Below are 19,076 nucleotides of genomic sequence, written 5' to 3'. Positions count from 1 at the left end.
ACTCACCCGCACCCCGACAACGGCCCCCCGGACGCCCAATCAGGCAGCGACTCGACCGCGCCACACCATGTCGCAGGCAACTGGATCGGGGCGGAAGCAACGATGCCGCCGACAATCGCGCAGTTCGTATCAATGTCGCCGCCCGCCGCAGCCGCAGCCCAGATCGTCCGCAAAGAAGGCACCGAGCGGCGCGACCCGCATCGCCGCGCCGTTCCCCCAAGACCCCGAGCCGTCGAACAGCTCGGAGGCGAGCGCTCGCCAGTCGCCGCCCTCCCGGACGAGCCGCAGCATCCGATTCGTGGCCGGCCCGTATCCGCGATCGAAGTCGTGTCGAGCGGCGAACGACGCGGCAAGCGCGTCCTGCTCGATCCCCCCATGGACGGCGAGAGTCAGGTAGACCGAGCAGGCCATCTCGGTGTCGTCCGTCCACTGCCACGGCTCGGGCGGCAAGGAGTGGGTATCCATCGCCGGACGAGCGGGGGCAGTGAGCAAAGGAACATTGCCGTCTACTTGACCGTGGTGTGGACGGGGAGGAGGCTGCACGCATGCCGAGCAGGTTCGCGATCGCGTTCGCCAGGCTGGGTGGGCGGACGGCGACGTTCTTGGGCCCGGGCACCATGCGTGCCATCGCGCGTTTCAACAAGTACGCAACGAATCCGGTGCAGCGCCTCTGGGCACCGCGGCTGCGCAACTACGCGGTCATCGAGCACAAGGGCCGCAAGTCGGGCCGCGTCTACGAGACGCCGGTCATGGTCCTGATCGCGGACGACCAGGTCCTGGTGATGCTGAACTACGGCCCGGACGCGGACTGGGTCCGCAACATCCAGGCCGCCGGAACGGCCGTGATGGTCCACCGCGGCAAGCGCTACGACCTGCGCGATCCGCGCGTCCTCCCCGCCGACTCCCCCGACCTCCCAGCCGCCCTGCGCGTCTCCGGTGCTCCGGATCGCACCGCCCTGATCAGCACTTTCGTCCCAGCCTGAGCCTCCTGTCGTGAGGCCGCCCGGGGCCTGAACTTCGTAGCCATGACGGCATGTGACGACCTGCATACGATGTCGGCGTGGACTTCGACGGGGTGGCCGTTCCGGACGCGTGGGCGGACGCGGCACGCGGCCGTTCGCGGTAGCGACGAGTTCGTGCTCGGCCCCCGGCCTCGTGGTCGCGATGCTCGACCTGCTCGCTCCGGACGAGGGCGATGCGGTGTTGGAGATCGGCACCGGCACGGGCTGGACGGCCGGACTGATCTCCGCGCGCCTCGGGGCCGGGCACGTCGTCAGCGTCGAGATCGACCCGGCCATGGCGGCGCAGGCCCGCGCGAACCTCGAAGCTCTCGGCCTCACCCCGCACGTGGTCGTCGGCGACGGCGCGCTCGGGCATCCGGAGAGCGCGCCCTATGACCGCGTCCACGTCTCCTGCGGCGTGCGGACGGTCCCCTACACGTGGGTAGAGCAGGCCAGGCCCGGCGGCGTGATCGTGTTGCCGTGGATGCCCGGCTGGCAGACGGGCCACCTGGTCCGGCTCCGCATCGAGGACGGGGCCGCGTCCGGACGCTTCCACGGGACGTCCGGGTTCATGCTGATGCGCTCCCAGCGTCCGGCCGAAGACCCGATCACGGGCGCGCCGCGGACCGGCACGAGCACGCTCGATCCGTCCGAACTTTCAGCCGCGCCCGAGGGGCTGTCCCTGGCGATCGCGGGGCTCCTGCCGGACGTCCAGGGCCACGCGGTCACCGGCCCCGACGGCACGCTCCGCGTTGCGGCACGCTGGAACGACTCCCACGCTCTCGCCGTGTTCCCGCCCGACGGCACCGGCGCTCTGGTCGAGCAACGCGGTCCACGCGACCTCTGGGACGAGCTGGAAGCGGCCGTCCAGCACTGGAACAAGTGGGGGCGACCGGGCCCCGAACGATTCGGCCTCTCCGTCACGCGGCAGGGTCAGTACGTCTGGCTCGACTCCCCCTCGTCCCCTCTCAGGAAGTGACCATGGGCAGACTCAGCACGCCCTGCTCCATGTGCAACGGCAGCGGCAAGTAGAACGCCCCTGTCCGGGGTGCCGGGGCACGGGGAAAGTCTGACCGCCCGTCCGGTCGACGGGGCTAGTGTCCGTTTGCGTGGGTGTGGAGTGGGTTCGAGGGCGGCCGAAGCCGAAGGTTGGGCGGAGTGAGCTTGATTCCGCCGTCCAGAGGCAGGCTGCGGCGTTCGCGGCGACTGGGGTTGGACGGTACGAGGGCGAGTTCGATCACCTGGTTCGTCCTGTGGAGGCGGGGGCGCTGGGGCTTGCGCGGCTGGCCACGCAGGAATTGGACGCGCTTGTTGAAATCGAGTACGGGTGCTGCCATCGCGTGAACCCGGTCGTGCTTCATCCGCTGCTGCCTGCGGAGTGGAGGTTGGACGCGTACCGTGGCTTCCTGCCTGCGCAGGCGGCGATTGCGGTGCGCTCCTGGCGCGCTCATCTGGACGAGGTTCGAGCCGGGCAACATGATGATTACCTGCGGGCTTGGCATTCCTATAGGACGCGCTGGGAGTTTGCGGGGGACTGGTCCGAGCTGCGCGAGCGCGCGGCGGCCGCGCGTTCGCGGACCAACGCTTGGGCACTGCGGCCGGCCTTGGTCGAAACTCGCGAACAAATCCTTGCCACGCCCGTTCCAGCCGTCCCAGCTGCACCTTTGTGGGGTGCCCTGCCTCCGGTGCCGGTGTCGTTGGACGGCCTTCCGCCGCTTCTCGAACTCGCCAAGGCTTGGAACGCCGCCGTTCCCGGAAGCCAGAAGCGGCGCGTCACAAAACCGATGACGTTCGAGGAGTTCGTGCAACGCGGCCTCGACGACCAGTGGTTCGCCGAGTGCCTCAACTGGATGCAGCAGTCCGCGGCCGAGGGTTACATGTTGCTTCTCGATTGGTAGTCAGTTGAGAGTGGTCGAGAGGGCTAGGGCCAGCGCGAAAGAAGTCGCTAGGGCGAGCGCGGCAATGAGGGGTGGACGCCACCAGAGCGTCGTCTCCACGCGGACGGGGTTGGTGCGCGCGCCGAGGTTTTCAGCAATGGCGGTTTGGCGCGCGGTCTCCAACACCTCCCGGGCGTGTTGGTACGTGCGGTAGCCGAGGACGTCGCCCATCAAGGACTTGCCGTACTGGACGGAATGCAGTTCCTGCCCGTCCCGGACCCAGATGACCAGGCCCTCGTGCTTGCCGACGCGCACGCGCATCACGTCCTGCCAAGCCACGCGCCGCGTGATCACGCCGTTCGTCACCGACACGTGAGTGTCGCTGTACCGGACGGCGTTTCCCCAGCCCACCGACCAGATGGCGGTCAGCGAGACCGCGAGGACCAAGGCCGCGACCCACGCTCCGTTCTGGGCGCCCTCAACCAGGAATCCGGTCCAAGCGCCGAGCCAGAGCGCCACTCCGAAGGACAGCGGAAACCAAGTGAAGGACGCGCGCCGCACCGCCTTCATCCTCATAGCCCCGCCAAGCTGCCACGCCGCTGACCGGCTCAGGGGCGAAGACGCTCCTTGATCGCCGCAACGAACGCACGCCGCTCGCGCGCCGGCACGATAAGCCTCGGACCGCGCCGGTCCTTCGAGTCGCGCACAACCGTAGCCCCGATGAACACCCCGACCTCAACGCAGTCGGAACCGGTAGGACTGCTGTGGCTGCTTTTGCGCCAAGCGATGCGGTACGGGCCAGGGGTGTTCATGGAGTCGGACGCTGCTTGATCGCGGATGTGAGCGTCCCAAGCAGCGGGACGGATCGGCAGCCTCGGCCCGTTCGGGTCCTTCGAGTCTCGGACGAGCATGGCCGCTCCGGCGAGGTTGGCGACCTCGACGCAATCGGAGCCGGTTGGCGTGCTGTGACTGCTCCTGCGCCAGGTGCCTCGTTGCGAGTGGGCGGTTCTCATGCGAACGGGCGTCGCTTGATCGCATCTGTCAGGGCGCGCCAGTCTGCGGAGGCGACGGCGAGCTTCGGACCATGAGGGTCTTTGGAGTCACGGACCGATACGGCAGCACCCAGGTCGGAGAGCTCCACGCAGTCAGAATGCTCCGCCGAGCTGTAGCTGCTCTTTCGCCAGATGGTTCGGCTTGCCGCGTAAGCGTTCATACTGACGGACGCTCCTTCATGACGGCGGCGATGAACTCCACCGATTCCTCCGGAGGCAGCGCCGCGCGACGGATCGTGTCGAACCGAAGCTTAATATCTCGCACATCCGGCGCGCTCTCAAGGTAGATTTCGCCGCCTACCGACTCCACATAGCCGACCGACAGGTCCTCTTGCTCCTCGTAGTCAAAGACTACGAAAGAGCTGGTGAGCCCGGGATGCATGCCCGTCGAGTACGGCAGCACCTGGATGGTCACGTTGGGACGCCTGGCCGCAGATCCAAGTGCGAGCAGCTGTTCGCGCATGACCTCGGTCTCTAGCCCGCGTCTCAGGACGGACTCATCGAGGATGGCGTGGAGGGTCGGTGCCGCCGAACGTACGAGCAGTGCCTTCCGGGCGATTCGGGCCTGGACTCGCCGATCCAAGTCATTCGCGCTCTCCTGACGGATTCCCGACCCAAGCAGAGCGTGCGCATATCCCTCGGTCTGGAGAAGGCCGGGTATATGGCTCGTCTGCCATGACGAGATCGCGGAAGCTTCGTCTTCGAGGGCCACGTAGGAGGACTGGAAGACGTCCGAGTAGGCCGTCCACCAGCCGCGTTGGCGGGCTTGGCGGGCCAGTTCCGCGAGTGCGGCGCGTTCGGTCATGTCGGCGCCGTAGAGGTCGAGGGCCGCATGGACGTCCGCTGCGGTGGGGCGGGTGCGGGCGGCCTCGAAGCGGACGAGTTTGGAGCGCGACCAGCCGAGCTGGTCGGAGGCGGCCTCGGTGGTCAGTCCGGCGCGCTCGCGGTGCTTGCGCAGCTCGCGGGCCAGGCGGCGGTGACGCACCGTAGGGCTCTTGATACCGGTCATGACCGGAGCATGGATCAGCGGCGCGAACCGCGGCAACCGCTTCCACCAAAGAATCATGAACGACTTGCACCGAAGCATGGACAGAGCGCGACGGCGCGGTTCACGATGTTCGGGTGCGACGGATCGGCGACGGTACGTGATCATCGCTGGTGGAGCGGCGCACGTCGGCGTGAACGAGAGCCGCCGCGCGGCCGGGGTTGGATTGCAGGCCTGCCCGGCCGCGCGGCTCATCCTCACTGGGAGGACGTACATGAGAATACGACGGACGGCACCGGTTCGGCCGGTGCGCGCGGATGTCGGGGACCATCACCTCGGACGGCTGGCCGAACGCGGGTGGATGAGGACCTCGCGGGTGTGGGAGCGTCCCCGAGTGCTGCGGGTCTTCCACCCGGTCGTGCCGCGCGTCGGCGAATCCGTGCAGGTGCGGCGGCAGCGCGTCAGGGCCGCGCGGTGAGCGACTGCTCGGACGTCGTGGCCCGGCAGGTCTTCGCGTCCGACGAACGGCAGGTCGCCGCCGCCCGGCGGTGGGTGGCCAAGGTGATCGGGGACGGGCATCCCGTAGTGGACGACTGCGTTCTGCTCACGTCCGAGACGTTCACCAACGCCGTCGTGCACGGCGGCGGGGAGCAGGTCGAGGTTTCGGTCGAGCCGGATGTGCGCGGGGTGACCGTGGCCGTGGTCGACGGCGGTGGCGGAGCTCTGCCGCACTACGTTGACGATCCCTGCGGAGTCGGTGGACGCGGGTTGCCGATCCTGCGGGCGCTCGCGGCCGAGTGGGGTTTCCGGGTGCTTGAGGACGGGCGGCTTCGCGTCTGGTTCTACTTGGCGTCCGAATAGCGGTGGACGATGGCCGCCTCCATCGGGAACACGACCGGTGTGTCCCCGAACAGGAGGCGGCCTGCTTCCTTTGCGGAGGCTTCGATGGCGGCGGATACCTCGTCCGCTAGAGGGGTCGGTGTGTGGACGATGACCTCGTCGTGCTGGAAGAAGACGAGGTCGGGGTCGCCTAGAGCGGTGAGGCGTTGGCGTAGGCGGGCCATAAGGGTCAGGGCCCAGTCGGCGGCTGTTGCCTGGACGACGAAGTTGCGGGTGAAGCGGCCTCGGCTTCTTACGGCTGAGGCTGAGCGGGTGTCTTCGTCCGTGGACGTTAGTTCGCGCCAGTCTGCTGAGGGCGGCGGGCAGGTTCGGCCCAGGCGCGAGCGCACGAGGCGTCCTCGCTCGCCTGCCTGCGCGGCCGCTTCGACGAATCCGAACGCGTCCGGGAAGCGCTTCTTGAGGACGCCCAGCAGCTGGACCGCGTCGCCTGTGCCGCCGCCGTACATCGCTGAGAGCAGCGCCAGTTTCGCCTTGTCTCGGGCGGTCAGATCGGCGGACGGTGTGAAGGCGTCGGCCAGGGCGGCGTAGAGGTCGCCTTGGGCCGCGGCGTCGGCGAAGGCTCGGTCGCCTGCGAGGGCTGCTAGGACGCGGGGCTCCAGCTGGGCGGCGTCCGCTACGACCAGGGACCAGCCTTCGTCGGCCACCACTGCTGAACGGAGGATGCGCGGGATTTGCAGCGCGCCGCCGCCGTTCGTGGCCCAGCGGCCTGAGACCACTCCGCCGACTATGTATTCGGGGCGGAAACGGCCGTCCTTCACCCAGGTGTCCAGCCATGACCAGCCGTGGGCGGTGTGGAGGCGCGACAGTTCCTTGTACTCCAGGAGTAGGGGGACGGCTGGGTGGTCGATCTCCTTGAGGACGTAGGCGCGAGTGGTCTTGACCTGGTAGCCGGCCGCGGACAGCGCCTTGACGATCTGGGCGGGCGAATCGGGGTTCACGTGCCGTCCGAAAGCGGCGCTGATCTTGTCGGCGAGGTCCTGGAGCTTGCGCGGACGCAGGCCGCCGGACGGGCGTGGCCCCAGCATCCCGGTCAGCAGCTCGTCGTGCGCGGACGCCGACCACGGCAGGCCGGCGTGCGTCATCTCGGCCGCGATCAGCGATCCGGCCGACTCGGCGGCGGCGAGCAGCGCGAAACCCGGCACGCGGGCGATGCGTTTCTGCTGCTCGGCGTGGACGGCCACGATCTGCGCGATGTCTTCGGCCTCGTCCTCCTCCGCGTCGTCGAACAGGGACGCCTGGGGCCCGGCTTCGGCAGCGGGACGGCGATCGGCGGGCACCGGCTCGCCGCGCATCCGTGCCCAGGCGGCGGCGACCGAACGCGACTCTCCGTACCGTCCGTCGTAACCGGACAGGAGGCTCTCGACCAGCTCCAGGTCGTGGCACCGCTCGACCCGGACGCCCGCGCGCAGCAACTCCGGATAGAGCCGTGCCGATGACGACCACACCCATCGCGGCCGTTCGTCGCCGGTCTGCGACTCGCGTTCGGCTATCGCCGACACAAGGGACGGGACGGAGACCGCCTCGGCCGCGGGCGTGCCGTCGTCGGCCAGGGGCTGCAACGTGCCCCCGCCTCGGGCCCCAGCGGCGACGGCGATCCTCACCAGCACATTGTGCCGCCCGGGTACGACAAAGTCCCACGCGGCCGCGGCCCCTATCCGGTCGTCGCGGGGTAGACGCAGGGGCCGTCGAGTTCGACCGAGAGGAGGTCGGAGTCTCCGTCGCGGGCGTCCCGGGGAACGCGGTCGCGGCTGGCGCCGTCGTGGCCGAGGGAGACGTAGAGCTTCGCGCCGAAATCCTCGTTCCGGTCATCGGACGACTTCGCGTCGGGAGACCAGGAGATCCCCAGCCCTGGGACGACACCGCCGCCGTTCGCCATCATGTCGCCCTCGAAGCCCGCCGAGGCCGCCGGCTGCTTCAGCCAATCCTGCCGGATCGCGGTGAGGACGGATTCGGTCGAGACGAGATCCCCCTTCGGGTCCGAACCGGGAGGGATCGGGGTCGTCGCCGTCTGTGCCCGGGTGAGCACCGCTTTGAAGGTCAGAACGGTCTCCGTGCCTTCGGCACCCGGACCGAAGAAGTCTCCGTCCGCGTGGCAGGACTGGTGCGAGCCCGAGCGGCTTCGGTAAGGCGTCAGCGGCCGGTGGATCTCCCCTTCGATGCGCGTCCGCATCTGCTGGAACCGGGCATCGACCGCCTGCTGGCTGAGGCCGTCCGGATGCTTCTTGGACGACTGCTTCTCCATGGAGTGGAGCATTCCCGCGGCCATGGCCACCGCGACCACTCCAGCCACCAGGACGGCGCCGACGCCGAACACGACCCAGAGCCACACCCGACGCTTCGCCATAGCCGCCATCCCTTTTGTCTCGATGTCGTCGATCACGTTACGAACGGCGGGGGGACGGCGGTATGGGCGGCGCTACTCAATGCGTGCCGGACGAGGTACTCAGACGAGCGAGATGACGAACTCGTCCTCGATCGGCGGGTCGGTTTCGTGGTCGCCGCAGCCGGTCACCGCATAGCACCGGACGCGCAGCTCGGTCTCCGTGACGTCCAGGCGGAGGAAGCTCTTGAAGAAGGGCGGGGTGTCCCAGTCGGCCATTTCCGAGCGGAAGCGCTGCGGGATGCGTTTCACCGGGAGGCGTTGCAGCCGTCCCATCCGCCGCTTGCCGCGCGGGACGCCGAGGATCGCGGCCACGATGCGCGCCCGGAACGAGACGGCCGTGCCGTCGTCGTACTTTCGCGCGGGCTGGATCCCGGTGCGCTTCTCGATCGCGGCCGTCGCTTCCTTCGGCGTCAGGTTGAACAGCCAGGGCATCCGGGACCAGCGGCCGTACAGCTGGCCGTAGCGGGACAGGGAGTCGCCGCGCAGCGGGTAGCAGCGGAAGTCCGACTCGTCCACGATGGTGGTCTTCGGAATGATGTGCGTCGCGTGCATGAACGCGCCGCCGCCGCCCGAGACGACGTACTGGAGCGTCCGGTCGCCGACCTTCACCGGGTACCGCTCGTAGTTGTGGATGTCGCCGCCGATCGCGGCCACGTAGTGGTTCGCCGGGTCGCGGACGATGTCGTCCACGGTGCCGCCGCCCTCGATCGGGTCCGGGTGTCTCATGTCGTCCACGATCAGGGGCTTGCCGGTCACCAGCAGCTTGGGTTTCGGACCGGCCGAGACACCGCGCAACCAGCGTCCCTGCTCGTCGTCGATGCCGCCGCGGATGCCGGTGTCGATGCCGATGATCCGCAGCGTCGGGGTGTCGATCGCCCAGTACGGCGCGGGCTGGACGGCCCGCTGCGACGGCGCGCCCCGGTACCGCGCCCGGATCTCGGCCAGCGCCACTGGATCGACAGCGCCCGACTTGCGCCATAGCCGCCGCGCCAGCCACGCGAACGGGCCGTTCCAGGACGGCGTGCAGTCCATGTCCAGGTCGCAGAACACGTTCAGGAAGCCGCGCAACCCGTCATACCAGTCGTGGTTCCCGGGGACGGCGTAGATCGGGCCCGGGTAGCCGGCGTAGGGGCGGAAGAACTTGTCCTCGTAGTCGCCGGTGTCCCCGGTCGGGTAGATCACGTCGGACGCGACGACGAGGAAGTCGGTGTCCGAGCCGACCGACAGCAGCGGCGGGACGACCGCGTACTGCGACCGGTCGCCTTCCCCGGTGTCGCCCATGAGGATGAACGAGAACTCGCGGTCGGGGCGGTGCATCGTGAACGAGGCGGGCGCGCCGCGCTCGGCCAGCGCCGCCACCGCCCGCCGCCGCAGCTGCCCGGCCGGGTCCCCCCACAGCCGCGCGACCACGTCGTTCCTCGACCGCCACAGGACGGCCGGCCGCCGCCACGAGAACGCCCGCACGTGCTCGGGCATCAGCCGCAGGAACGTGCCGGGCCGCCCGCACGCCCAGCCGGCCCCGGCCTCGGACATCCGGGAGTTCTCGACCTTGGGGGACGGGCCTTCGGCGTGCATGAAGAGACCTCCGGGGGGCTGGGGGTGTCCCCAACCTTTCCCGGAGGTATCTCCCACCGTCAAGCTCACCGAGACGTCCTGTTCGCGCCGATCGTCGCGGTGGTCCGGGGCGCGACCCCGCGGCCGGGCCTTCCGCAACGTCCGCTACGTCCGTGACGTCCTGCACAGGACGCGGCGCGGGTCAGTGGGCGCCCTCGCCGGTGAGGGCCCGCACCTCCAGTTCGGCGAACTTCTCGTCGGTCCTCTCCTTGGACAGGACCGTTCCGAGATAGGCGCAGAGGAACCCGACCGGGATCGAGATCAGGCCCGGGTTCTGCATGTGGAACGGCGCGACGGTGTGCTCGCTGAACAGCGCGTCCGGGTTCCCCTTGGGGATGGTCGCGGACTTGCCGCCCCAGCAGATCGGGCTCAGCAGCACCAGGCCGACGGCCGACACGAGGCCGCCGTAGATGCCCGCGACCGCGCCCGCCGTGTTGAACCGCTTCCAGAACAGCGAGAACAGCAGCGTCGGGAGGTTCGCGGACGCGGCGATCGCGAACGCCAGAGCGACCAGGAACGCCACGTTCAGCCCGCGCGCGAAGATCGACAGCGCGATCGCGATCGCGCCGATGACCAGCGCCGAGATCCGCGCGACCTTCACCTCGTCCTTCTCCTGGGTCCTGCCCCGCTTGAAGACGTTGGCGTACAGGTCGTGCGCGAAGGACGAGGACGACGCGAGCGTCAGCCCCGCGACCACGGCGAGGATCGTGGCGAACGCGACCGCCGCGATGATCGCGAGGAAGATCGCGCCGCCGTTCGTCCCGGCCCCGCCGCCGAGTTTCTCGGCCAGCTGCGGCGCCGCGGTGTTGCCGCCCTTGTCCTGCTCCAGGATCGCCTTGCTGCCGACCAGGGCCGCCGCGCCGAACCCGATGACCAGCGTCATCAGGTAGAACACGCCGATGATGCCGATCGCCCAGTTGACCGACGTCCGGGCGGCGCGCGCGTTCGGGACGGTGTAGAAGCGGATCAGCACGTGCGGCAGGCCCGCCGTCCCGAGCACCAGGGCCAGGCCGAGCGACAGCAGGTCGAGCTTGGACCACACGTCGGTCGCGCCGTACTTCAGGCCCGGGGTCAGGAACTTGTCGCCCTTGCCGGACTTGTCAGCCGCGGCGCCGAGCAGGTGGGACAGGTTGAAGTCGAACTTCGACAGCACCCAGACCGTCATCACGACCGCGCCGACCATCAGCAGCACGGCCTTGACGATCTGCACCCAGGTGGTGCCCTTCATCCCGCCGACCGTGACGTAGAAGATCATCAGCGCGCCGACCACCACGATCGTCCAGATCTTGGCGGCGTCGCCGTGCGTGCCGAGCAGCAGGTTGACCAGCGCGCCCGCGCCGACCATCTGGGCCAGCAGGTAGAAGATCGACACGACGATCGTGGAGATCCCGGCGGCCGCCCGGACCGGGCGCTGCCGCATCCGGAACGCCAGCACGTCCGCCATGGTGAACCGGCCGGAGTTGCGCAGCATCTCGGCGACCAGCAGCAGCGCGACCAGCCACGCGACCAGGAACCCGATCGAGTACAGGAACCCGTCGTAACCGGACAGCGCGAAGATGCCCGCGATGCCGAGGAAGGACGCGGCGGACATGTAGTCGCCGCCGATCGCCAGGCCGTTCTGCAGCCCGGAGAACTGCCGTCCGCCCGCGTAGAAGTCCGCGGCCGTCCGGGTCTGCCGGGACGCCCAGACCGTGATGTAGAGCGTGATCGCCACGAAGACGGCGAACAGCACGAGGGAGAAGGTGCGGTGCTCGTTCTTGGCCGCGGCCGCGGCCGTCGCGAGGACGTGGTGAGCGTTCACTTGCCCTCCTCCTCACCCGGGGCCGCGCTCGTCTCGCCCGCCGCCGCCTCCGTGTCCGGAGCGGGAGCCTGGCCGGGCACCGCGTCCGGAGTGGTCGCGGGCTCGGTGGACGTGGCCGCGGATTCCGTGGCCGCAGCCTCGGTGGACGTGGCCGAAGGCTCGGTCGACTCGGCCGCGGGCTCGGAGGGCTGGGCCGGGACGGCCAGGGACGCTTCCTCACTGCGGACGCCGGCGGCGAGCGGTTCGAGCCTGCCGCGGGAGTAGCGCTCGTAGGCGAGCGCGATGAGGAAGGTGGACACGAACTGGAGCAGCCCGAAGACGAGCGCGACGTTGATCTCGCCCCAGACCTTCTTCGCCATGAAGTCGCGGGCGTACGCGGACAGGACGACGTAGAGCAGGTACCAGACCAGGAACGCCGCGGTCAGCGGGAAGACGAACCGGCGGAAGGCGGACTTGAGCCGCTGGAACTCAGGGCTCTCGTCGATCCTCAGATACGCCGCCTCGTCCAGCCCGCCGCCCGGGGGTTCGGGCCGTCCGGTGGACTCTGTGGTCACTGATCACCTCCGGGAGTAGATCCCTTACTGAATGTCACCGTGATCGGCGGCAACGATGCCCTACGGAGGTGGCCGGTGCGGGCCAGTTGAGCAAGAACTTGGTTGACCAGATGAACTGGAGACCGCGCCGATGCGCGACCGATGCCGTCCTGTGATCTGGATCACAAAGCGGGCGGACGGCCCCTAAGCGACGGTGAAGGTGCGCGGGTCGTCCGTCGGGACGATCTCCCGGCCGAGCGGGGTCAGCGAGATCGGGACGAGCTTGAAGTTGGCGATGCCGAACGGGATGCCGATGATCGTGACGCAGAGCGCGACACCGGTGACGATGTGCCCGATGGCCAGCCAGATCCCGGCGAAGACCAGCCAGATGGCGTTGCCCAGGCAGGACCCGGTGCCCGCGTCCGGGCGCTTGACGACCTTCTGCCCGAAGGGCCAGAGCGCGAACAGCGCGATGCGGAACGACGCGATCCCGAACGGGATGGTGATGATCAGGATGCAGCAGATGACGCCGGCGACGGCGTAGCCGAGCGCCATCCAGAAACCGGCGAAGACGAGCCAGACGATGTTCAGCAGCGTGCGCACGGGACCAACCCTAGGGCCTGGACGGGCCGGGCCGCCGCTATCCGGCCGCCCCGCGCCGTCGCGAGGTGGAAGCCATCAGGGGAAGAGGGCGTCCCGGACGCTGGTCAGGCCACGCTGCGGATGGGGTTCGGCGGGGTGTCCCGAGCCGCGGCGGGCGCCGGTGCCACCCCCATGGACACCGGCGCCACCACGGCGAGGGCGTCTGCGGCCATCATGAGTCCCCCCAGAACGGCGACGTGTCGCCTTCTCATGATGCCTCCACAGACGACCCTTGTCCCAGCAGAACCGGGACGCACTATGAAGACTAGGGGGACGCCCGTAATGTTCCCGTAAACCGGCCCAAATACCGGGCCCAAATCTCGAATCCCCAGGTCAACCCCCTGATACCCCTTTCCCAGGACGTCCCAACCCTCCGGGTTCAGGTCGCGGAGGCGGTCGGGGGCGGAGGCGGCCGGGGGCGGAGGCGGTCGGGGGCGGCGGCTTCAGGGGGCCAGGACGCGGAGGGCGCCGGGGAGGACGCGGGCGGTCACGGGGAGCTCGCCGGGGAGCTCGCCGTCGGCGCCGTAGGGCAGGACGCGGTCCGGGTCGTCCAGTTCGATACGGACCTCGCGGCCGCGTAGAACCTCGACCTGGGGACGCCGGATGTGCGACCCGTCCGCCAGCTCGCGCATGACGGCGAAGAACAGCGGCTTCGGGCCGTGCTTGACCACGATCACGTCGAGCAGGCCGTCGTCGACGGAGGCGTCCGGGGCGACGTGGCGGCCGAAGCCGTAGTAGCCGGAGTTGGCCGCGACGACGGTGTAGCCGCGGAAGCGGTGCTCCGCGCCGTCCACCGTGACGCGGTAGCGGGCGGGCTTCCAGGCGAGGACGGCGCGCAGCGCGCCCACGTAGTAGGACGCCGAGCCGCGCAGCCAGCGCGAGCGGTTCGCGTTGAGGTTCGCGACGGCGTCCACTCCGGCATAGACGCTGCCGAGCACCGGCACGCCGTTCGCCTCGATCGCGTCGACCGCGCGCGGCTCGCCGCGCAGCAGCAGTTCGGCCAGCGCGGACGGCTCGGACGGGATGCCGAGCTGCCGCGCGAAGTCGTTGCCGCGCCCGGCCGGGACGATGCCGAACACCGCGTCCGTGCCGACGAGCGCGCCGCCGACGGTGCCGACCATGCCGTCCCCGCCGACGCCGAGCACCACGTGCCCCGCGTCGGCCGCGCCGCGCGCGAGGGCGGTGGCGTGCTCCAGGCCGCGGCTGTACTCCACGACCAGCTCGGCGCCGGCCTCGCGCAAAGCGCGGGCGAGCGGGATCAGCGTCGCCGCCGAGGCCGAACCGCCTGCCGTCGGGTTGACGACGGCGGTGAACACACGGGTGGTCATGGGGGGCTACTCCTCGGCGGCCGGGGGGAGCTGATTCTCTCCGGAGGAGGCGTCCTCCCGCACCCCCTGGCCGGATTCCGGCCGGAAGAGGATGCCGGGGTTCAGGATGCCGGACGGGTCGAGCGCGCCCTTCACCGCCCGCAGCGCGGCGATGCCGAGCGGGCCGGTCTCGCGGGCGTACCAGTCGCGGTGGTCGGTGCCGACGCCGTGGTGGTGGCTGATCGTCCCGCCGGCGGCGAGGATCGCGTCGTTCGCGGCGTGCTTGGCCTTCTCCCAGTGCGGGACGGCGTCCTCGCCCTGCGCCGAGACGACCGTGAAGTACAGCGACGCGCCGGACGCGTAGACGTGCGAGATGTGGCACATGACCAGCGGCGGTGTCCCGTTCGCGGTGAGCGTCCCGGTAAGGGCGTCGCGCACGCCCGCGTACAGGGCCGGGATGTCGGTCCAGAACGCGGCCGTTTCCAGCGTCTCGGCGAACGCGCCGACGTCGAGCAGCGCGTCCCGCAGGTAGGGGGCGTTGAAGCGGCCGTGCTCCCACTTCTCGCCGGGCGCCGTGCCGAGCGGCTCGCCGCCGAGGCCCGCGAGGACGTCGTGGATCTTCGCGCGGCGGGCCTCGATCTCGTCCGGGGTGCCTTCGACACCGAGGACGACCAGGCAGCCCGCGGCGTCCGACAGTCCGGAGCCGACACCGGACGGGTCCGCCAGGCCGATCATCGTCTCCGTCTCGTCCGAGAGGCGGAGGACGGTGGGCAGCGGGCCGTCCTGGGCGAGCGTGCGCAGCGCGCGGGACCCGGATTCGAAGTCGGGGAAGCGCCAGCCCTCGTACGCGTGCGCGTCCGGGACCGGCTTGATCCGGACGCGGACGGACGTGATGACGCCGAACGCGCCCTCCGAGCCGAGGACGAGCTGGCGCAGGTCGGGTCCGGCGGCGGACTTCGGCGCGCGGCCGAGGTCGAGCGTCCCGGCGGGGGTCGCGACGGTCAGGCCGACGACCATCTCGTCGAACCGCCCGTACCCGGCGGACGCCTGCCCGCTGGACCGCGCGGCGGCGAACCCGCCGATCGTCGCCCACTCGAACGACTGCGGGAAGTGGCCGAGCGTGTAACCGCGCTCGCGCAGCAGCTCCTCGGCGCGGGGGGCGCGCAGGCCCGGCTGGAAGGTGGCGGTGCGGGACACCTCGTCCAGATCGACGAGCGCGTCGAGGCGGCGCAGGTCGAGCGCGATGAACGAGGTCACATCCGTGGGGGCGAGGCCGCCGACGACCGAGGTGCCGCCGCCGAACGGGACGACCGCGGTGCGGTGCCCGGCGCACGCCTTGAGGACGGCGAGGACCTCGTCGTGCGAGCCGGGCAGGACGACGGCATCGGGCGCGTCGTCCGCCTGGCCCGCGCGGATGCGCAGCAGGTCGGGCGTGGACTTGCCGCGCGTGTGCCGGACGCGGGTCTCGGCGTCCGTCCGGACGTGCTCGGCGCCGACCGCGTCCCGCAGCGCCTTGAGCGCGGTGTCGGAGAGCCGCGGCGCGGGCAGGACGATCTCGTCCAGGGCGAGCGGCGGGGCCTCGGCCGGCTTCACGCCGAGCAGCTCGCGCAGCAGCCCGACGACGGGCTCGGGCAGGGGCGTCGCCCGGGACGGATCGCCCCAGCCGCTCCACAGCATGTCGCCGGTACCCACCGCGCTCCTCCAAGTGGCTCAACTCGTCCTACGGGCTTACACTGTGACACATGACGTCGAATCGTCACAACAGGATGGACGAGCAGGCCGTGCTGGACGCGGCGCGCGACTGCGTCCTCGCGGTCGGCGTGCGCCGGACCACGCTCACCGACATCGCCCGCCGCGCCGGCGTCTCCCGGATGACGCTGTACCGCCGCTGGCCGGACGTCCGGACCATCGTCGCCGACCTCATGACCCGCGAGTGGACCGCGGTCGGGACCGCCGTCCGGCCCGCGACCGCCGCCACCGGCGGCCGGACGGTCCGCGAGCTGCTGGTGGACGGGCTGGTGAGCGGTGTCGGGGCGCTCCGGGAGCACCCGCTGATGCGCAAGATCCTGGACGTCGACCCCGAGCTGCTGCTGCCGTACCTGCTGGACCGGCTCGGCGCGAGCCAGGCCGCCTTCCTGGAGATCTTCGAGGAGGCGCTCGCCGCCGGGCACGCGGACGGCTCGGTCCGCAGGAGCGACCCGGCGCGGCAGGCGCGGGCGCTGCTGCTGGTCGTCCAGTCCTTCGCGCTGTCCGGGCGGACGGTCGCCGACCCCGCCGACCCCGCGCTCACCTACGAGGCGCTCGACGCCGAACTCCGCACCATCCTGGAAAGGACCCTGGCTCCATGACGCCTGCACAGCACCCCGGAGAGGGCGCGCGCGCCATGGCGCCCGTCCGGTCGTCGTTGAACGCCGCGCGGCGGGCGCGGGAGCTGGAGGCGCTGCCCGGCGAGGTCGTGGACGTGCTGGTGGTCGGGCTCGGGGCCACGGGCGCGGGGGTGGCGATGGACGCCGCTTCGCGGGGGCTCAGCGTCGCCGCGATCGACGCGCACGACCTCGCCTTCGGGACGTCCCGGTGGAGTTCGAAGCTCATCCACGGCGGCCTGCGCTACCTGGCGTCCGGACAGGTGGACGTCGCGCACGAGAGCGCCGTCGAGCGCGGCGTGCTGATGGCGCGGACCGCGCCGCACCTCGTGCGCGCCCTCCCGTTCGTGATGCCGCTCACCCCGCTCGTGTCCCGTTCCCAGGCCGCCCTCGTGCGCGCGGGGTTGCAGGCCGGGGATGCGCTTCGGCTGGGTGCCCGCACTCCGCGTTCCGTGCTTCCCGGCCCGCGCCGCCTCTCCTCAGTGGAGACGCTGCGGCTCGCCCCGGGGCTGCGGACGTACGGGCTGCGCGGCGGCCTCCTCTCCTGGGACGGCCAGCTCGCCGACGACGCGCGCCTGGTCACGGCCATCGCCCGGACGGCCGCCGCGCACGGCGCGCGCATCCTGACCCGCGTCCGGGCGCTGGAACTGGACGGCACGGGCGCGCAGGTCCGGGATGAGCTGACCGGCAGCGAGTTCACGATCCGCGCCCGCTCGGTGGTCAACGCGGCGGGGGTGTGGGCCGGCGGACTCGTGGACGGCGTCCGGCTTCGTCCGTCGCGCGGGACGCACCTGGTCGTCCGCGCCGAGGCCTTGGGCGGGCTCGGCACGGGCCTGCACATCCCGATCCCTGGTGAGACCAACCGGTTCGTCCTGGTGATCCCGCAGGGCGACGGGCGCGTGTACGTCGGCCTCACCGACGAGCCCGCCGACGGCCCGATCCCGGACGTCCCGGAGCCGACACCCGCCGAGATCGGCTTCCTGCTCGACATCCTCGACTCCGCGCTGGACGTCCCCGTGCGCCGCGCGGACGTGCTCGGCGCGTTCGCCGGCCTGCGCCCGCTGCTGGACGACGCGCACGGCTCCACCGCCGACATCTCCCGCAAGCATGCCGTCCTGACCTCGCCCGACGGGATCGTCACGATCGTCGGCGGCAAGCTCACCACCTACCGCCGGATGGCCGAGGACGCCGTCGACGCCGTCCTCGCCGCCAAGGGCCTCGGCGCCGGAGCGTCCCGGACGGCCCGGATCCCGCTGGTCGGCGCCGCCCGTCCGGACGCCCTCGCCCGCCTCGACGCGCCGCGCCGGCTCGTCCAGCGCTACGGCACCGAGGCTCCGCTCCTCGCCGCCATGGCCCGCGAGGACGCCTCGCTGCTCGAACCGGTCTTCGCGGGCTCCGCCGTCCTGGGCGCCGAACTCGCCTGGGCCGTCCGCCACGAGGGCGCGCTGGACGCGTCCGACCTCCTCGACCGCCGCACCCGCCTGGGCCTGGTCCCGGCCGACCGCGCCGCCGCGCTCCCCGCGGCCGAGGCCGCGCTCCGTCCCGCGGACATCACCTCCTTTACCAGGTGAAGCCGGGGCATCGCAGAAGATCGGATCGGGTATGAGCTGGGTCACTGCCATGGCGCCCGGGCAGGGCGTGAGGTTAGCCTGGCCTAATTCACATCCGGGCTGACGGGGGGCGTGGCGTGGGGCGTGGCGTGGAGCGCCAGAGCGGTTGCGGGCACTGTCCCGGGAGTCACTCCGCGGCACATCCGTGCCTGGCCACCGCCACCCAGAAACCCCGGGCCTGGGTGCTGGTCGAGCACCCCGGGCCCTGGCCCGAGCGGGTCGAGCAGCTGGCGGAGCCGGAAGCGCTCGCGAGCGCCGTCCAGCGCGCGCAGGCGGCGGGTGTGCGGCCACAGCTGATCCGGCGGGCCGGACGCGGGCGGCGGGCGACGCCGCCGTTCAGGGTGTACATCGGGTGGTCCCACGGGACGGACGTCTGGCTTGAGACGCGCGAGCTGGACGATCACGCGGAGCTAGCCGGGCTCGACTTCGAGGCGGTGGCCTCCGGGGAGCGTCCCGGATGGGGCGAGGCCGTTGACGAGCCGGTCCTCCTCGTATGCACGCACGGGAGGCGGAACGCCTGCTGCGCAAGGACGGGCGCGCCCCTCGCCCGGTACCTCACATCACGTTTCGGCGGCCTTGTATGGGAGACCACCCATGTCGGAGGTGATCGATATGCGGCGAACCTCGTGTGCCTTCCGCATGCGATCTACTACGGGAACCTCGGTCCCGCCGAGGCCGAGACCGCCGTCTCCGCTTACCTGAACGGACGGGTCGTCCTCGACCACCTGCGAGGAAGGGCCGGAATGCCCGAACCCGCGCAGGCCGCCGAGCACGCCGTCCGGGCCCGGACGGGTGTTCTGGACGTGGCGGGCGTGACCGTCGAGAGGCTCTCGGGAGCATCTCCCTACGAGGCGGTGGTGTCCGCCGGAGGGAACCGTTACCGAGTGGTCGTGGAACGCGGCGAAGAGTCCGGAGGATGCGGTCCGGAGTGCCAAGAGAAGCTCCAGACCCACCTTGTTACCGACCTCACCCTTCTCAACGAGGCGGCCCTCGTGTAATCTCTCCGAG

The 19,076-nt window shown here is 70.8% G+C and carries 20 protein-coding genes; 7 read left to right on the top strand and 13 right to left on the bottom strand.

Annotation, left to right across the window (positions count from 1 at the left end; all coding sequences use genetic code 11):
• Window positions 1-129: 129 nt before the first annotated feature.
• Window positions 130-465, bottom strand: a complete 336-nt coding sequence (locus tag FHU30_RS07665) for an ADP-ribosylglycohydrolase family protein (protein WP_253873404.1) — start codon at window positions 463-465, stop codon at window positions 130-132.
• A gap of 80 nt (window positions 466-545) precedes the next feature.
• Here FHU30_RS07665 and FHU30_RS07660 point away from each other — a divergent pair, with 80 nt between their 5' ends.
• The 3 genes from FHU30_RS07660 (at window position 546) to FHU30_RS07650 (ending at window position 2,899) form a co-directional block, all read left to right on the top strand.
• Window positions 546-983: a nitroreductase family deazaflavin-dependent oxidoreductase gene (locus FHU30_RS07660; RefSeq protein WP_253873402.1), complete on the top strand. Its 438-nt coding sequence runs from the start codon at window positions 546-548 to the stop codon at window positions 981-983.
• A 109-nt stretch (window positions 984-1,092) separates the two neighbouring features.
• Window positions 1,093-1,980 (top strand): methyltransferase domain-containing protein, encoded by an 888-nt coding sequence (locus tag FHU30_RS07655; RefSeq protein ID WP_253873400.1) that lies wholly within the window; start codon window positions 1,093-1,095, stop codon window positions 1,978-1,980.
• A 274-nt stretch (window positions 1,981-2,254) separates the two neighbouring features.
• Complete coding sequence (locus tag FHU30_RS07650) at window positions 2,255-2,899, top strand: hypothetical protein (RefSeq protein WP_253873398.1); 645 nt, start codon at window positions 2,255-2,257, stop codon at window positions 2,897-2,899.
• Here FHU30_RS07650 and FHU30_RS07645 read toward each other — a convergent pair whose 3' ends face one another.
• Genes FHU30_RS07645 through FHU30_RS07625 form a run of 4 tightly spaced genes read right to left on the bottom strand, consistent with a single transcriptional unit; the run spans window position 2,900 to window position 4,939 of the window.
• Window positions 2,900-3,454, bottom strand: a complete 555-nt coding sequence (locus FHU30_RS07645; RefSeq protein ID WP_253873396.1) for a hypothetical protein — start codon at window positions 3,452-3,454, stop codon at window positions 2,900-2,902. It lies immediately after the preceding gene.
• 32 nt (window positions 3,455-3,486) lie between these two features.
• Window positions 3,487-3,891: a DUF397 domain-containing protein gene (locus FHU30_RS46930; RefSeq protein ID WP_308211226.1), complete on the bottom strand. Its 405-nt coding sequence runs from the start codon at window positions 3,889-3,891 to the stop codon at window positions 3,487-3,489.
• Window positions 3,888-4,091, bottom strand: a complete 204-nt coding sequence (locus FHU30_RS07630; protein WP_253873394.1) for a DUF397 domain-containing protein — start codon at window positions 4,089-4,091, stop codon at window positions 3,888-3,890. Before FHU30_RS07630 ends, FHU30_RS46930 begins: the two co-directional genes overlap by 4 nt.
• Window positions 4,088-4,939 carry a helix-turn-helix domain-containing protein gene (locus FHU30_RS07625; RefSeq protein WP_253873392.1) on the bottom strand — a complete coding sequence of 284 codons (852 nt, stop codon included), beginning with the start codon at window positions 4,937-4,939 and terminating at the stop codon, window positions 4,088-4,090. Before FHU30_RS07625 ends, FHU30_RS07630 begins: the two co-directional genes overlap by 4 nt.
• 450 nt (window positions 4,940-5,389) lie before the next feature.
• On the opposite strand from FHU30_RS07625, the gene FHU30_RS46925 reads away from it, so the two are divergent.
• A complete protein-coding gene (locus tag FHU30_RS46925; RefSeq protein WP_253873390.1) occupies window positions 5,390-5,776 on the top strand; it encodes an ATP-binding protein in 387 nt (128 codons plus the stop codon).
• On the opposite strand, the gene FHU30_RS07615 is transcribed toward FHU30_RS46925, so the two are convergent.
• From FHU30_RS07615 to FHU30_RS07580, 8 genes are all read right to left on the bottom strand, one after another.
• Window positions 5,758-7,416 carry a bifunctional 3'-5' exonuclease/DNA polymerase gene (locus FHU30_RS07615; RefSeq protein ID WP_253873388.1) on the bottom strand — a complete coding sequence of 553 codons (1,659 nt, stop codon included), beginning with the start codon at window positions 7,414-7,416 and terminating at the stop codon, window positions 5,758-5,760. The genes FHU30_RS46925 and FHU30_RS07615 overlap by 19 nt on opposite strands.
• 50 nt (window positions 7,417-7,466) lie before the next feature.
• A complete protein-coding gene (locus FHU30_RS07610) occupies window positions 7,467-8,159 on the bottom strand; it encodes a hypothetical protein (protein WP_253873386.1) in 693 nt (230 codons plus the stop codon).
• Between the two features lie 99 nt (window positions 8,160-8,258).
• The gene (locus FHU30_RS07605) at window positions 8,259-9,773 is read right to left on the bottom strand and encodes a metallophosphoesterase family protein (protein WP_301322757.1); all 1,515 of its coding nucleotides are present in this window, start codon (window positions 9,771-9,773) and stop codon (window positions 8,259-8,261) included.
• Window positions 9,774-9,954: 181 nt separating this feature from the next.
• A complete protein-coding gene (locus FHU30_RS07600) occupies window positions 9,955-11,613 on the bottom strand; it encodes a monocarboxylic acid transporter (protein WP_372503853.1) in 1,659 nt (552 codons plus the stop codon).
• Complete coding sequence (locus FHU30_RS46920; RefSeq protein WP_308211224.1) at window positions 11,610-12,167, bottom strand: DUF485 domain-containing protein; 558 nt, start codon at window positions 12,165-12,167, stop codon at window positions 11,610-11,612. The genes FHU30_RS07600 and FHU30_RS46920 overlap by 4 nt, the downstream gene beginning before the upstream one ends.
• A 183-nt stretch (window positions 12,168-12,350) precedes the next feature.
• Window positions 12,351-12,749, bottom strand: coding sequence for a YccF domain-containing protein (locus FHU30_RS07590; protein WP_253873384.1), 399 nt, complete (start codon window positions 12,747-12,749; stop codon window positions 12,351-12,353).
• Between the two features lie 482 nt (window positions 12,750-13,231).
• Window positions 13,232-14,116: a diacylglycerol/lipid kinase family protein gene (locus tag FHU30_RS07585; protein WP_253873382.1), complete on the bottom strand. Its 885-nt coding sequence runs from the start codon at window positions 14,114-14,116 to the stop codon at window positions 13,232-13,234.
• A 6-nt stretch (window positions 14,117-14,122) separates the two neighbouring features.
• Window positions 14,123-15,772, bottom strand: coding sequence for an FAD-binding oxidoreductase (locus FHU30_RS07580; protein WP_253873892.1), 1,650 nt, complete (start codon window positions 15,770-15,772; stop codon window positions 14,123-14,125).
• 65 nt (window positions 15,773-15,837) lie between these two features.
• Between FHU30_RS07580 and FHU30_RS07575 the strand changes: the two genes are divergently transcribed.
• From FHU30_RS07575 to FHU30_RS07565, 3 genes are all read left to right on the top strand, one after another.
• Window positions 15,838-16,443 (top strand): TetR/AcrR family transcriptional regulator, encoded by a 606-nt coding sequence (locus FHU30_RS07575; protein ID WP_253873380.1) that lies wholly within the window; start codon window positions 15,838-15,840, stop codon window positions 16,441-16,443.
• 35 nt (window positions 16,444-16,478) lie between these two features.
• Complete coding sequence (locus FHU30_RS07570; RefSeq protein WP_253873891.1) at window positions 16,479-18,029, top strand: glycerol-3-phosphate dehydrogenase/oxidase; 1,551 nt, start codon at window positions 16,479-16,481, stop codon at window positions 18,027-18,029.
• Window positions 18,030-18,145: 116 nt separating this feature from the next.
• On the top strand, window positions 18,146-19,066 hold the full coding sequence (locus tag FHU30_RS07565; RefSeq protein ID WP_308211223.1) for a ferredoxin family protein: 921 nt from the start codon (window positions 18,146-18,148) through the stop codon (window positions 19,064-19,066).
• Window positions 19,067-19,076: the final 10 nt, after the last annotated feature.

Origin of the sequence: Actinomadura rupiterrae, assembly GCF_024172125.1 — a bacterium.
Taxonomy (GTDB): domain Bacteria; phylum Actinomycetota; class Actinomycetes; order Streptosporangiales; family Streptosporangiaceae; genus Spirillospora; species Spirillospora rupiterrae.
This window is presented reverse-complemented; position numbering and strand designations above follow the sequence as displayed.

Coding starts and splice junctions, on each gene's coding strand:
- FHU30_RS07665 (WP_253873404.1), bottom strand. CDS start 465: ATGGATACCCACTCCTTGCCGCCCGAGCCGTGGCAGTGGACGGACGAC.
- FHU30_RS07660 (WP_253873402.1), top strand. CDS start 546: ATGCCGAGCAGGTTCGCGATCGCGTTCGCCAGGCTGGGTGGGCGGACG.
- FHU30_RS07645 (WP_253873396.1), bottom strand. CDS start 3,454: ATGAGGATGAAGGCGGTGCGGCGCGCGTCCTTCACTTGGTTTCCGCTG.
- FHU30_RS46930 (WP_308211226.1), bottom strand. CDS start 3,891: ATGAGAACCGCCCACTCGCAACGAGGCACCTGGCGCAGGAGCAGTCAC.
- FHU30_RS07630 (WP_253873394.1), bottom strand. CDS start 4,091: ATGAACGCTTACGCGGCAAGCCGAACCATCTGGCGAAAGAGCAGCTAC.
- FHU30_RS07625 (WP_253873392.1), bottom strand. CDS start 4,939: ATGACCGGTATCAAGAGCCCTACGGTGCGTCACCGCCGCCTGGCCCGC.
- FHU30_RS07610 (WP_253873386.1), bottom strand. CDS start 8,159: ATGGCGAAGCGTCGGGTGTGGCTCTGGGTCGTGTTCGGCGTCGGCGCC.
- FHU30_RS07605 (WP_301322757.1), bottom strand. CDS start 9,773: ATGCACGCCGAAGGCCCGTCCCCCAAGGTCGAGAACTCCCGGATGTCC.
- FHU30_RS07585 (WP_253873382.1), bottom strand. CDS start 14,116: ATGACCACCCGTGTGTTCACCGCCGTCGTCAACCCGACGGCAGGCGGT.
- FHU30_RS07580 (WP_253873892.1), bottom strand. CDS start 15,772: ATGCTGTGGAGCGGCTGGGGCGATCCGTCCCGGGCGACGCCCCTGCCC.
- FHU30_RS07575 (WP_253873380.1), top strand. CDS start 15,838: ATGACGTCGAATCGTCACAACAGGATGGACGAGCAGGCCGTGCTGGAC.
- FHU30_RS07570 (WP_253873891.1), top strand. CDS start 16,479: ATGGCGCCCGTCCGGTCGTCGTTGAACGCCGCGCGGCGGGCGCGGGAG.